The organism is Pseudoalteromonas sp. UBA2102, assembly GCF_002331165.1.
GTDB lineage: Bacteria > Pseudomonadota > Gammaproteobacteria > Enterobacterales > Alteromonadaceae > Pseudoalteromonas > Pseudoalteromonas atlantica.
This window is the reverse complement of the sequence record NZ_DCYU01000089.1, coordinates 1-13,874: the sequence shown is the minus strand read 5'-3', so window position 1 is coordinate 13,874 and position 13,874 is coordinate 1. Positions and strand designations below refer to the sequence as shown.

General features: G+C 39.5%; 12 protein-coding genes. 5 read left to right on the top strand and 7 right to left on the bottom strand.

Going from position 1 to position 13,874, the window contains the following annotated elements; translation table 11 throughout:
* The first annotated feature begins 148 nt into the window (after positions 1-148).
* Together rlmF and ltaE are read left to right on the top strand one after the other, a co-directional pair.
* Positions 149-1,081: a 23S rRNA (adenine(1618)-N(6))-methyltransferase RlmF gene (gene rlmF / locus B2R65_RS12290; RefSeq protein WP_248533149.1), complete on the top strand. Its 933-nt coding sequence runs from the start codon at positions 149-151 to the stop codon at positions 1,079-1,081.
* A gap of 49 nt (positions 1,082-1,130) precedes the next feature.
* Entirely contained in the window at positions 1,131-2,135 is a 1,005-nt protein-coding gene (gene ltaE / locus B2R65_RS12285) for a low-specificity L-threonine aldolase (RefSeq protein WP_248533147.1), read from the top strand.
* Here ltaE and B2R65_RS12280 read toward each other — a convergent pair.
* The 6 genes from B2R65_RS12280 to B2R65_RS12255 all read right to left on the bottom strand — a co-directional run bounded on the left by B2R65_RS12280 (position 2,118) and on the right by B2R65_RS12255 (position 10,870).
* Positions 2,118-2,702, bottom strand: coding sequence for a thymidine kinase (locus B2R65_RS12280; RefSeq protein ID WP_024031955.1), 585 nt, complete (start codon positions 2,700-2,702; stop codon positions 2,118-2,120). The genes ltaE and B2R65_RS12280 overlap by 18 nt on opposite strands.
* A gap of 101 nt (positions 2,703-2,803) precedes the next feature.
* Positions 2,804-3,598, bottom strand: a complete 795-nt coding sequence (locus tag B2R65_RS12275) for a hypothetical protein (protein ID WP_029774243.1) — start codon at positions 3,596-3,598, stop codon at positions 2,804-2,806.
* A 67-nt stretch (positions 3,599-3,665) separates the two neighbouring features.
* Positions 3,666-4,136 carry a methylated-DNA--[protein]-cysteine S-methyltransferase gene (locus B2R65_RS12270; protein ID WP_029774244.1) on the bottom strand — a complete coding sequence of 157 codons (471 nt, stop codon included), beginning with the start codon at positions 4,134-4,136 and terminating at the stop codon, positions 3,666-3,668.
* The gene (locus tag B2R65_RS12265) at positions 4,133-5,488 is read right to left on the bottom strand and encodes a DNA-3-methyladenine glycosylase 2 family protein (protein ID WP_286743041.1); all 1,356 of its coding nucleotides are present in this window, start codon (positions 5,486-5,488) and stop codon (positions 4,133-4,135) included. The genes B2R65_RS12270 and B2R65_RS12265 overlap by 4 nt, the downstream gene beginning before the upstream one ends.
* 128 nt (positions 5,489-5,616) lie before the next feature.
* Entirely contained in the window at positions 5,617-6,102 is a 486-nt protein-coding gene (locus B2R65_RS12260) for a GNAT family N-acetyltransferase (protein WP_029774246.1), read from the bottom strand.
* 10 nt (positions 6,103-6,112) lie between these two features.
* Positions 6,113-10,870: a PAS domain-containing protein gene (locus B2R65_RS12255; RefSeq protein WP_286743037.1), complete on the bottom strand. Its 4,758-nt coding sequence runs from the start codon at positions 10,868-10,870 to the stop codon at positions 6,113-6,115.
* A 422-nt stretch (positions 10,871-11,292) separates the two neighbouring features.
* On the opposite strand from B2R65_RS12255, the gene B2R65_RS12250 reads away from it, so the two are divergent.
* The 3 genes from B2R65_RS12250 to bfr (B2R65_RS12240) all read left to right on the top strand — a co-directional run bounded on the left by B2R65_RS12250 (position 11,293) and on the right by bfr (B2R65_RS12240) (position 13,480).
* Positions 11,293-12,363, top strand: a complete 1,071-nt coding sequence (locus B2R65_RS12250; protein ID WP_286743035.1) for a PepSY-associated TM helix domain-containing protein — start codon at positions 11,293-11,295, stop codon at positions 12,361-12,363.
* 166 nt (positions 12,364-12,529) lie between these two features.
* On the top strand, positions 12,530-13,003 hold the full coding sequence (gene bfr, locus B2R65_RS12245; RefSeq protein ID WP_024031963.1) for a bacterioferritin: 474 nt from the start codon (positions 12,530-12,532) through the stop codon (positions 13,001-13,003).
* A 12-nt stretch (positions 13,004-13,015) separates the two neighbouring features.
* Entirely contained in the window at positions 13,016-13,480 is a 465-nt protein-coding gene (bfr, locus tag B2R65_RS12240; RefSeq protein ID WP_004588793.1) for a bacterioferritin, read from the top strand.
* A 71-nt stretch (positions 13,481-13,551) separates the two neighbouring features.
* On the opposite strand, the gene B2R65_RS12235 is transcribed toward bfr (B2R65_RS12240), so the two are convergent.
* Positions 13,552-13,746 carry a (2Fe-2S)-binding protein gene (locus tag B2R65_RS12235; RefSeq protein ID WP_004588794.1) on the bottom strand — a complete coding sequence of 65 codons (195 nt, stop codon included), beginning with the start codon at positions 13,744-13,746 and terminating at the stop codon, positions 13,552-13,554.
* Positions 13,747-13,874: the final 128 nt, after the last annotated feature.

The following is a 13,874-nucleotide window of genomic DNA, read 5'->3' as shown; positions in this document are numbered from 1 at the left end:
GAGTGCTGTGTAATTGCCACAAATTTTCCTTTATTATTTTTAGCCACTCATCCTACCAGTACCACTGTTAATTCTAAAGTAAATGGTTGCACTTTTTAGTGGGGCATTTGATACAATTGCGCCATTATTTAATTGCTAAATTAATGCTATGAAATCAAAACAAGTCACTAACAAACTCCACCCACGCAACCAACATTTACATGGCTACGATTTAGACATGCTATGCGATAAGCATGATGCGTTAACCCCTTTCATCATCGTCACCCCTGCGGGGAGTAAAAGCATTGATTTTACCAATAACACAGCAGTAAAAACGCTTAATCAAGCGCTTTTAAAAGCGCATTATAAAATAGATTTTTGGGATATTCCTGAGCATAACCTATGCCCTCCTATTCCTGGTCGCGTTGATTACATTCATTACTTGGCAGACTTATTAAGCGGCGACAACCAACAAAATATTCCAACTGGCAGGCAAATTAAGGTGCTCGATATTGGCACAGGGGCCAATTTGGTCTACCCGTTAACGGGTAATCATGAATACAACTGGCACTTTACTGGTAGCGACATCGATGCAAATTCTATAAAAATAGCGAAGCAAATCGCCCAATTTAATGGTTTAAAAATAACCCTTAAACACCAAAAAAACGCATCATCTATTTTTGAAAACATTATAAATCAAAAAGATTTATTTCATTTAACCCTGTGTAACCCCCCTTTTCACGCAAGCGCAGAAGAGGCCAGTAAAGGGTCGCAGCGCAAATGGAAAAACTTAGGAAAATCACCTAAAAACACCCTTAATTTTGGCGGGCAAAATAATGAGCTATGGTGCGAAGGCGGCGAAGCACAGTTTGTTAGCAATATGATTGCTCAAAGTGAGCAATTTGCAGAGCAAGTAATATGGTTTACCTCCTTGGTTTCAAAAAAAGAAACACTTAAAGTGTTAGAAAATAAATTAAGCACCCTCCCTATTGCCGAATATAAAATTATAGACATGGCACAAGGACAAAAAGTAAGTCGCTTTATTGCCTGGAGTTATTTTGATAAAGCCACGCGTGAACAAATTTTTGAAGAGCTTGTTTAAACCCATAAAAACAATAAAGCCTGTAGTACTTAATAAAGGAATAACAACCATGATAGATTTTCGCTCAGACACGGTTACTAAACCTTCAAAAGCCATGCGCGATGTAATGTATAGCGCGCCAGTAGGCGATGATGTGTACGGGGATGATCCTAGCGTAAACCAGCTAGAAGCCTATGCAAGTGAGCGTTTTAGCTTTGAAGCCGCACTTTATTGTAGCTCTGGCACGCAAGCTAATTTACTTGCGCTTATGGCTCATTGCGAACGCGGAGATGAATATATTTGCGGGCAAAATGCCCATAACTATAAATTTGAAGGCGGTGGCGCTGCAGTATTAGGCTCTATTCAACCACAACCGATTGAGAATGAACCCGATGGCAGCCTCTGCTTTGATAAAATTGCCGCAGCAATAAAACCAAACGATAGCCATTTTGCCAACACCCGCTTACTTAGCCTTGAAAACACCATAGGCGGAAAAGTGCTCCCCCTTAGCTACTTAGCCAAAGCACGTCATTTTGTAAATGAGCACTCGTTAGCTCTGCACTTAGATGGCGCACGTGCGTTTAATGCAGCAGTTGAATTAAACGTTGATATTACAGATATAACCCAGCATTTTGACTCTGTTTCAATTTGCTTATCAAAAGGGCTAGGTGCTCCCGTTGGCTCGCTATTACTAGGCACAAAGGCGCTTATCACAAAAGCACGGCGCTGGAGAAAAGTACTCGGTGGTGGCATGCGCCAAGCCGGAATGCTGGCAGCCGCGGGGCAATACGCACTTGAAAATAACGTCTCTCGCTTAAAAGACGACCACGCTAATGCGCGTTATTTAGCAAGTAAGCTTAATGAGCTCGATGGGTTTAGCGTTGATATGAGTAACACCACTAACATGGTGTATGCGCGCTATTCAAGTGAGTTAAATATAGCGCATATTAGCGAGCAATTAGCACAACAAGGCATATTAATTAGCCCAAGCAAACAGCTTAGGCTAGTCACTCATCTTGATATAAACCAAGATGATATAGATACTTTTATACGAGCCTTAGCGGCCCATATTTAACTCAGCCTTATAATGCTTGCGGCACACCGACACATAACGGTCGTTGCCGCCAATTTCTACTTGGTTACCATCGGCAATGGCATTGCCGTTTTCATCTGTACGCAACACATGATTGGCTTTACGGCCGCAATGGCACACTGTTTTAAGCTCAACCAGTTTATCGGCCCATGCTAGCAAGTACTGAGAGCCAATAAATAACTCACCTCTAAAGTCGCTTCGCAGGCCATAACACAATACCGGAATACCAAGTTCGTCAACCACATCCGTCAGCTGCATAACTTGCTCTTTAGACAAAAACTGGCATTCATCAACCAATACACAATGGCGCTTTTTTTCGTTTTGCAGATTTTGGATCAGCTCAAAAACATTTTTTGACGAATCAAATATATGCGCATCAGCTTGCAGCCCGATACGAGACGATACTTTTCCTACACCAGAGCGGTTATCAATTGCAGCCGTTAAAATAACTGGCTCCATACCGCGCTCACGATAGTTAAACGCAGATTGTAATAAGGTGGTTGATTTACCCGCATTCATCGCAGAGTAGTAAAAGTATAATTGAGCCATTGCCGTGCCTTAAGATAAAAAGTGCGCTTATGCTACCTTAATATGCGATTAATACCAATTTCATATCGCTATTTTAGTTAATAAGCGCTTTGATTTTCTTATTACTCAACAGCTTGCAAGTATTTTATATAAATTTGTGCACTGTCAAAGCGCGCTAACCATTGCCATATCTCTTTACTAAGCTGGCTATTTTGCTGGTAAAACTGCTTTGAAAAAATTAAATAACCGTCTGTTGTTTCATAAGGTGGGTAAAGGGGTTTTACATCGCTCCCTTTATGTTGATAGCTCGACACTTTTAAGTCATCTACTTGGCATAAATCAACACTTGCCTGTACCACTCCTTTATCAAGTAATTCAAAAGCTTTGTCTTTTGAAAAAGTATTATGAATATAAAAAGGCTCTTCTTTTAGCGCGCTGTTTAAGCCATAGCCATTAGGAATGGCGATAGTAAACGCTTTATTTTGAAATACTTCACGTGTTTGCCATTGTTTATGAAAACGAGCCCGCCCTATTAAACAGCTACTAAAACGACTCACTGCAAATTTTTCTAGCAACACCCCTTTTTCGTTTGTAGGGTACACCGCAAAACGTTCACGCCCATCACGATAGCTGGCAATAACGGCATTAACACGGTTGAGCTCTAAATCGTTTAGGCATCTGCGCCATGGTTTTCTAACAAATGAAATAGACACATTGGGTATGTCGGCATCCAGTTGCTTTAAAATTTCAATTGAGGCGCCAGGGTTATCTATAGGTACCTCTTGCCCAATGCCCAAAAACATAGGTGCAACGTCTTTATCTTCGTAGCAAAATATAAGCGTTTGAGGGTTAGCAAACACTGCTGAAGAAAACATCAAACCAAATATAAATAAATAATTTAAGCTGCTGATACTCATAATAATTTTTATTAGTAAATAATGTAAATTGTAGCTTGTGATAACAAAGCTGCCAGTACTGTAACTGTTAAATTATTCCTTCATGCTTTAGTAGCCAACTTTTTCTCTCAAGGCCACCAGCGTACCCGGTAAGCTTAGAGTTTGCACCAATAATTCGATGGCATGGCACAATAATACTAATGGGGTTTTTGCCATTTGCAGCCCCGACTGCTCTTACCGCCTTAGGGTTATTTAATTGTTTAGCTATATCACCGTAGGTCATGGTTTTGCCAAAAGGGACGCTGAGCAACGCTTGCCACACACCATTTTGAAAAGGCGTACCTTGCGTATCTAATGGCACATTAAAGGTTTTGCGCTGACCATTAAAGTATTCGTTTAATTGCTTTACGCAGATTAAAACCGCTTCATTTGTTACTTGCTCAACGGGTGTATGGGTGTAGTGTGTTTTTGGGTAAAAACCAACATAGCTCACCCCGTTTTCAGTCGCTTGAATAATAACATCGTCAATCGGGCTCGAAATTGCGGTTTGTATAATCATGAAAGTTGCTGCCATAGTTGAAACGTTAAGTACGAGCGAAATGGAGCGCTCAGCTCTGGGTTAAATTGCTTAGCATTGATCAGCGCCTTTTTTACCCCAAGATCGCCGGCTAATAGTATATCTGGGTTACTTTGCCCGCGCAGTTTAGCGTAGTTAACAGTCCATGGGCCTATGCCTTTTATATCGAGCCAATTATCCAAAACCCTGTTATCGGGGTTATCAGCGCAGTACTTAGATAAATTTTTTAATGCATTTTTGCGCGATTGCGGCATTTTAAAAAATTCAAAGTCGCATATCGCTAAATCCTCAGGCTGTGGAAAATACACTTTATCTGCGTGTTTATCGCCGCGCTCTGCGACCAGCTTTGTTACTAAAGTGTGCGCTGCCCCCACGCTAACTTGTTGGCCCAATACAGCCCGGATCCCCGCTTCAAAGCTTGACCATATCCCAGGTAAGCGTAGCCCTTCACTTAATGTAAATGCCCCATTAATACTATTTTTTAAGTGGCTTTCAATAGGGTTTATATCGGCATCTACATCAAGTACACGGCGTATATTGTTAATTACTTTTTGTAAGTGCTCGGTATTATTTATTACTATTTCAACTTTAAAATGGTTATTTTGCGCCTTAAAGTGCGCATTAAAATAACCTACCGCCCCTTTTAGCTTAAATGTTCGCCCGTAACTGGTTGGGGTTATCCACTCCATAGGCTCTATTAACCGCTTTGACAAAAAGCTGTGCAAAGCCTGCCAATTGTAAGGAGGTCTAAAAGGGAGTGTTAATACAATCACAGGGGTTGCCTCTTTTTTTGATTTTCTGAGCTTTGATGGGGCTATATTTAATTGTTGTAAAAAAGCATCGTTAAAACGTCGCACACTTTTAAACCCAGCAGCAAATGCAATATCGGTTATGGGTAATGTGGTCTCTTGAATGAGCTTTTTAGCAAACTGACATTGGTTAAATAACCGATACTGAGTAACAGACACACCAAAGTGCTGATTAAATATGCGTCGCAAATATCGACTGGTAATACCCAAACGAGTAGCTAGCATTTCGCAATTACAACTATCACCTAAATCAATTAACTGCTTAGCTCTAAGCGCGGTCGTTTTTACTCCCTGCCAAGCAGCGCTACCCGGAGCACTATCGGGCCTGCAGCGTATACACGGTCTAAAGCCTGCTTGCGCTGCGTTGTGCGCATATTGATAATACACCACATTTTTTTCTTGAGCGGTGGGCGCGGGGCAAATTGGCCGACAATAAATACCGGTGCTTTTTACCGCAACGTAAAATAAGCCATCAAATCGTGCATCGCGGCTTTGCCGTGCTTTTTGCCAATACTGATTATTCATGAAGGGTCTTAATCAATAAAACGTACCTTAGCATAACAATTTTTAAAGCAGATACTGGCCGTTTTCGGCACTCATCTGCTTTTAAAAAAGTATTATACCAACCCACTTAATTAAGCGTTTTAGTATCACTATTGCTCTGCAAAATCGAGCAAGTCTTGGCCTGCTAGGCGGTAGATTATCCATTCGTTTTGGGCTTTTGCCCCAATGCTATTATAAAAATCTATAGCGGGTTTATTCCAATCCAGTACTACCCACTCAAAACGTCCACAGTCGTTTTTTATGGCTTTATTAGCAAGGTGTTTCATTATTAGTTTGCCCGCACCATTGCCACGGCTATCGGGGCTTACGTATAAATCTTCTAGGTATAAGCCATTTTTACCCAGCCAGGTAGAGTAATTATAAAAATACACCGCAAAGCCAATAGGCTCATCATCTTCAAGGCAAATAACACTGTGTGCTGTTGCCCCCTCACTAAACAACGTTTTTATAATTGCCTGCTCATCTGTTTTTACTGCATCGGGTTCTTTTTCGTAAATGGCCAGTTCGGTAATAAACTGTAAAATGGTTGGCGCATCGCTTTTTTTAGCGTCGCGTATTTGTATTTGCTTACTCATGTTATTAATCCTAAAAGTACTGCTCTATTTTTTCTTTTAAAATATCAAGCTGAATGGGTTTAGTTAAGTAGTCGTCCATACCGGCATTAATACAACGTTCTTTATCTGAGTCCATTGCATTGGCGGTTAGGGCAATTATTTTTATTGCTTTGTGCTCATCCCCTGCCATACCGTCTCGTATATTAGCGGTGGCGTCAAAGCCATCCATTACCGGCATTTGGCAATCCATTAACACTAAATCAAAATACCCTTCGTTATGCTCGCTTAAGGTATTTATGGCTTCTTGACCATTTTGCGCCAGTATTACTTCGCAATTTAGCTTTTTAAGCATCAGTGTAGAAACATGCTGATTAACGGGGTTATCCTCAACTAATAAAATTTTTGCAGGTGTGTCTGATTTTTCTTTTCTGAGTGACGAAATATACCCTGGGGTCACCAGAGGAAGGGGCTCGGTGTTGTCTGAACTTGTAATAACCGATAACGCAGAAATTAAATCTGCGGTTGTAACCGGTTTAGGAAAATAAGCCTGAAAACCAATTTTTGAGTAGCGCTGAGCGCCTTCCATACCTGCAATACTGGTCATCATTACTAATGGCATGGCTTTATAGTCATCATGTGCTTTAAGCACTTTACACAGCTCCATTCCATCCATTTCTGGCATTTGCATGTCTAGCACGGCAATATCAAACATAGGCTGATCATTTTCTATGCGCTGTGCACATAGTTCAAGCGCCTGTTTTGCACTACTAGCAAGCGTAACATTAGCCCCCCAATGCCCTAATTGCTGAGAGATAACTAAGCGGTTTGTCTCGTTATCATCAACCACTAGTACATTTAACGAACTCATATTTATATTAGGGATAATACGTTCTTTTTCGATGCCTTCAGCCACTTGCATGGTTGCAGTAAATTCGCTGCCTTTGCCTGGTTCGCTTGCCAGTGAAATTTTACCATTCATTAGCTCACATAACTGTTTACATATTGCAAGCCCCAGCCCCGTGCCTCCGTATTCTCGCGTGGTAGATGCATCCACTTGCGAAAAAGGGGTAAATAATTGCTGTTGTTTTGCTTCGGTTATGCCTATTCCTGAGTCTTTTACTTTTATATTTAGCAGTAGGTCTTGGTCGGTTTTTTCTATAGATGCGCTCACCACCACTTCACCCTGACTGGTAAATTTAACCGCATTACTAATTAAGTTGGTTACCACTTGGCGTATGCGCCCGGGGTCGCCCATTAAATGTGAAGGCTCTAAGGAGACTAAATCTAAAATAATCTCAATGCCTTTTTCTTGTGCGGTAAAGGCCTGTGCCTCGGCTATTTCGCCAATTAAGTCGCGCGCATTAAAATGTATATGCTCAAGCTCAACTTTGCCTGCTTCCGCCTTAGAAAAATCTAAAATATCGTTAATAACGCCAAGTAAAGAATGAGCACTGCTTTTAGCAATAGCGACCTTTTTTTCTATTGGTTTACTTAATGGCTCTAATTCTACCAGCTCTAACATGCCTAATACGCCATTCATCGGTGTACGAATTTCGTGGCTCATGGTTGCTAAAAACTGGCTTTTTGCTATAGCAGCATCTTGTGCTTGCACTAAAGCAACCTTTAGCTTTTCAGCGGTTTCTTTACGCTTTTGCGAGACCAAGGTACTACCGACTAACGTAGCCAAAGAACGCAAATAGGTTTCTTCGCTTTGCGTCCAAATGTGCTTAGCCCCTACAGTTTCTGCGCATAAAATACCTAAATTTCCATCGCCTGATGAAATAACCGCATCCAGCATCGACTGAATATTTAATGGTTGAGTATAACTTTGCGTAAATTCCATGGTTGCTTTATGCGTATATACATCTTCAATTGCCACTAGGTTTTGCTCAAAAATAGCCTCATAGTAGCTTGGAAAATCAGCCTTTTTAAGAACGCCGTCAAAATCTACAAATCCATCTTGTCTAGTATATAAACCATGGCACGCCATTTCGTCGAACTGTTTGTTAAATATCCAAATAGAGGCACGCTCAACATTTAATACCTCTACCATCGACTTTATCGTCAGCTTTTTAACTTGCGCAACGTCGCTATTTTGTACCTCAGGCGAAACAGTTAATGACGCTAAATTTTTGTTATAGGCGTTTGCTTTTTCGCTTTCTAACTCTAGGCGTTTATGTGCATCAATACTTTGGAACGAGCCAAAGACACGCACACATTTGCCGTCTTTAAATTCCGCCTGCCCCATCGACTTAACCCAGCGCTCTTTACCGGTATAAGTTAAAATTATCAGCTCAACACTCCAGCTTTCGCCTAAAGTCACCGCACATTCAAACAACGTGCTAATTTTATCGCGGTGCTCTCCTGGCTTATAAAAGTTAATGGCAGTATCAATGTTAGGTTCAAACCCATCGGGAACTTCGTGTATTACTTTTACTTCGTCTGACCAATACATAGTTTGGTTTTCAAGGTTTATTTCCCATGCGCCAATTTGGCCTTGTTTACTCATTGCCTCAAGCAGGTTTTGTTGGCGGGTAATTTCTACTTGAGTATTATGGCGCTCAGTAATGTCTAAAATAAAGCCATCTAAATAAAGAACCTCGTTGTCATCGCCATAAATTGCTTGGCCTTTTTCGTGTACCCAACGAATACTGCCATCATTTCTTTTTACTCTGTATTCAATAGACCAAGGCAGCTTTTGTGCAATACAGGTACTTACTTGCAGCTCAACATCTTGATCGCCATCGTGAATAATAGCGGCAAAGCTTAGTGTTTTATTATTGATAAAGTCATCAGGCGTATAGCCTGTTATGTCTTTTACTTGGTCACTCATGTACAACATAGTCCAGGCTTTATCGAACTTACATCGATAAATAACCCCTGGAATATTTTCCACCAAAGAAGCAAAGCGATCGCGGCTATACTGTAGCTCAGACTCTATTTGCTTGCGCTCGGTAATATCTAAATGTGTTCCAATCATACGACGAGGCGACCCATCTAGGTTCCAGTCGACTACTTTTGCAGTATCGAGTACCCAAACCCAGTGGCCATCTTTGTGTTTCATTCGCGCTTCGCTGACATAGTAATCGGTGTCACCATTAAAATGCGCTTTTAGCTTTTGCTCTGAAATAACCAAATCATCGGGGTGTGCAAACTTATACCAAGTATTAATAGTGGTAGGTTCTAACTCGCTGAGTTTATAGCCTATTATTTCTGCCCAGCGATTATTAAAAGTCACTTTGCTGGTATCTATAAACCAATCCCATATTCCTACGGCGGTGGTATCTATGACTAACTGAAGTTGGGTTTTGTGCTGCTCAAGTTCAAGCTCTTGTAATTTTAATGGCGTGACATCAGTACGAATGGCTATATAGCTTTGCGGTTTACCGTGCTCATCAAAAAATGGCGCTATGGTGGTGTCTACCCAATAAAAGCCACCATGTTTTGCTTTATTACATATTTGGCCGTTCCATACTTCACCCCGTTTAAGGGTTTTATACATGCTTTTAAAAAAGCCTTTGTCGTGCCTTCCTGAATTAAGTAAACGGTGATTTTGGCCTATAAGCTCATGTTCTTCATAGCCGCTAATTTCACAAAACTTCTTATTTACAAAAGTGATAGTGCCCGCTAAATCTGTTACCGCAACAATGGCATGCTCATCGAGGGCACTTTTTTGCTCATCCAATTGTTTAAACGCAGTTTGCAAAGCAGAGCGCTGCTTTTGCAGTATGCTCTGCTGCTCTTCTTTAAATGCCACCATTTTTTGAAGATCTACTGATAACCTATTTAACTCGTGGCTATCAGTTAAAGTAGGCACCTTTACTTTCTCGCCATCGGTAATTCGGGCCATTACTGAGGTAAGCTGAATTAAAGGCTTAGATAAGCGCCGACTAAACCACCACGCTGCGCATAAAATGAGAAGTAAAGAAACTGCATTTGTAAAAATAGCCAGCTGCTTATAATAAGTAGAGTCTTTGAGCATAATATGCAAAGGTTTTGCTGCTAAAAGTTGCCACCCTTGCACACCTAAAAAATTTAAATCACTAATATATGCATGGTATGTCGTGCCGTTGGCACTGGCGTAATCAAACACTTGCTTACTGGTGAGTGCCGTTTGCGAAAAAACAGGCGCCTCATCTGCATTTGTTACTGAAGAGCGCTCTATTTTATTATTATGTAGTACAAAAAAAATCACTTCGTTGTGCATGTTGTGAATGGTGTTTAAGCTTTTTAAAAGGCCATTAATATTTACTTCTGTGAGAATTACACCCTCTAATTGTTGCGCCGAATTAAGCAAAGGCATAGCCACAATATTAAACTGTTTGCCATTTAACATAACAGAGCCAAAAGCGGCTGGCGTTGAGGTATTAACCGAATTTATAAGCGTACTAAGCTCACCTTTGTTTATCTGCCCGTAAGGCGAGATAATGGGCTGCTTAAGTGCCGATGCAGCTATAATTTCTATACTGTTTACAAAGTCATATTGATTAACAAAATGATTTATTAATTTGCTTTGTTCAAGCGGGAAGTTAGAAAACTGATTTTTAAAGGTATATAAATCAGTAAGGTGATCATCAAACCATAAATTAGCAAACTCTGAGGCGATAGAGCTTAATTCATGAAGCTCTGCATTTGCATTTTTTTGCAAGGTATTATTAACGTGCTGTAAGCTAAACCAGGTCAGCAAGCAAAGTGGAACAATAGCAATAACTAAAAAAGTAATGATCAGCTTACTACGCACAGACTGAGCTGTGCCATTTAGCAGCCCATACTTTTTTCCTTCAACCATGCTATATATCCAATAACTGTAATTGTATTATTTATTACCTATATTAATGCACTAAAACCTAAAAGACGCAAGTTTTAGCCCGCAAAGCGTTTAAAATACATCACATAATTACAGTTTAAACATCAATAAGTTGCAATTAAAATTTACACGCAAAAATAAGCAAGAACGCAAACCGTGCATATTTTAATTTTTAGCTGGTATTTATTTCATTATTATAAAAATTAAAGCGCATTACTCATACGAACTTTTACTGACTTAAAGCCACACAATTTATAAACTTTATTTAAGGGGCTAAAGCTTAGCGTGTTGTTCGCGGTTTTATATACAGTAGTTTGCTTACACAAAGGGTCACATTTTATAAATTGATAAACACCTGTTCTATCACTTACAATCGCTGTAACTGCTTATTATAGAGATTACTTTTGAAAATCTGGTTACGTCGAATTCACTTATACCTTGCCTTACTAAGTGGCCTTTTTTTGTTAATACTCAGTATTAGCGGTGCCATTTTACTCTATGCAAATGACATACAATATTATATTCAGCCCGATAAATGGCAGGTAGAACCACAAACCAAAACGCTTAGCCACGCAGAGTTAATCCGCGCAGTACAGCAGCAAACAGATAAAAAAATCACCCGCTTTATGCCCCTTAGTAACCCTAATGCCAGCTGGCAATTTAGATTAGGTGATGGCAGTAACGCCAGTGTGAACCCGTATACAGGCAAAGTAATCTTTCAATACCAAACAAATGACACGCTGTATGGTTTTACCCTTGCTTTGCATCGCTGGCTATTATTTGAAACAGACTCTGGTGAAAAACCGCTAAAAAACGTGGTCTCTGTATGCGCCCTATTATTAATAATAAATGTGTTAGTGGGTTTTTATTTATGGGTAAAGCCTAAAAACCGCCTAAAACGACTGGCGATTAAACCTAAAGCCAAATTTAAAGTACTTATGTATCAGCTACACACCGTGCTTGGTGTTTATGTTTTATTACCGCTATTGCTTATAGCCTTTACAGGTATCACCTTTAATTGGAAAAGCGCGACCAAAACATTAGTAGAAACCGTGGCATTTTCTCAAGTACAAAATAGGCCTAAAGCGCCAAAAGTGATAGCAAAATCAACAGCAAGTATTAACTACGACCAAGCAATAAATAAAACCCTTGATGTATTTCCTGATGGGATTTTGTATCGTATTTACTTACCTAAAAAACACAATGACCCAATCGCTTTACGCCTGCAAAACCCAGGAGAAAGCCATGCTTATAGCTGGGTGTGGGTAAATCCATACAACGCTAAAGTGCTTAGCGCGTATGATGCCAGTAAAGCAAATGCAGTCACCCATGTATGGAACTTTAAATATGTGTTTCATACTGGCGCATTTGCAGGGCCGATTGTAAAATTTGTATGGCTTTTAGTATCACTGTCGTTAGCATTTTTTATACTCAGTGGTGTTTATTTATGGTGTAAACGGCACAAGTGGGTATAGCATTACCCGTTAAATGAAAATGCAAAACTGTACATAAACCAAGCAATAACGCAAACTTAAATAAGAATCAAAACCAATTGTAAATTAATGATTTTTATAGAAAAACTTGCAAAATACGCAAATTTAACTACACTGTGCACAATTAAAATAGTTAAGGTGATTTATCATGAAAGGTAATCAAAAAGTAATCGATGCATTTAATACTTTGCTAGCCAATGAGTTAGCCGCAATTGACCAGTATTTTATTCATTCACGCATGTATGATGACTGGGGTTTAGATAAATTATATGTACGCCTTAACCATGAAATGGAAGAAGAAAAAGATCATGCTGATTGGCTAATCAAACGCATCTTGTTCTTAGAAGGCGTGCCTAACATGACTAAACGCCGTGACCTTTTAATTGGTAACGATGTAAAAAGCATGATGCAAAACGATTTAACACTAGAGCTTGAAGTAGTTGCATGTGTTAAAGAGGTAATTGCTATTTGTGAAGAGCAGCAAGATTATCAGTCTCGCGAAGTGTTAGAAAAGCTATTATTTGATACCGAAGAAGATCACGTTTATTGGTTAGAGCAACAACTTGGTCTAATTGATAAAATTGGTACGCAAAACTACCACCAAGCACAAATGGGCGAGTAAGGAGCATAAAGTATGAAAGGCGATAAAGACGTTATAGCAGCTTTAAATAAAGTACTCGCTAATGAGCTTGTGGGTATTAACCAATACTTTTTGCATGCCCGCATGTTTAAAGATTTTGGTTTTAGCCAGCTTGATAAAGCAGATTACAAAGTATCAATTCAAAAAATGAAAAACGCCGATCGTTTAATCGAACGTATTTTATTTTTAGAAGGCTTACCTAACTTACAAGACCTAGGCCGTTTACGCATTGGCGAAAACAGCGAAGAAATGATTGCCGCAAATATGAGCTTTGAGCTTGATACAATTGATGATTTGCGCAGTGCAATTAAATTAGCTGAAAACAAAAAAGATTATATTAGCCGTGAAGCACTCGACAATATTTTGAACGAGCAGGAAGAACAAATTGACTGGCTAGAAACCCAGCAACTACTTATTCAAAATACAGGGCTTGAAAATTACTTACAGTCTCAACTGTAAGGTAAATTTAGGTCATAAAAAAAGCAGCTTTATAAGCTGCTTTTTTTGTATCTGAATTTTGTAATAACGAATTAAGCGACTTGATCGGTAATATCTGCAATCTCAATAAGTTTGCGATTTAGGATCTTTTTAGTACAACAACAACACTTACCGCATTGGCTGCCTACTTTAAGCTCTTTAGTTAATTCACGCATGGTAGTTGCACCATCGTCAATTGTTTGCTCAATTTTTTTATCAGTCACCCCGTGACAAAGACAAATATACATGAATACAAACTACTCTCAATTTCATTTAGTAGGTGCATATTAATCTAATCAATAATGGTTATCAATTGTTTGTGGGATAAAAATTAGTTATTTTTCAAAAAAATTGATCAGTGCCACTTAAATCGAGA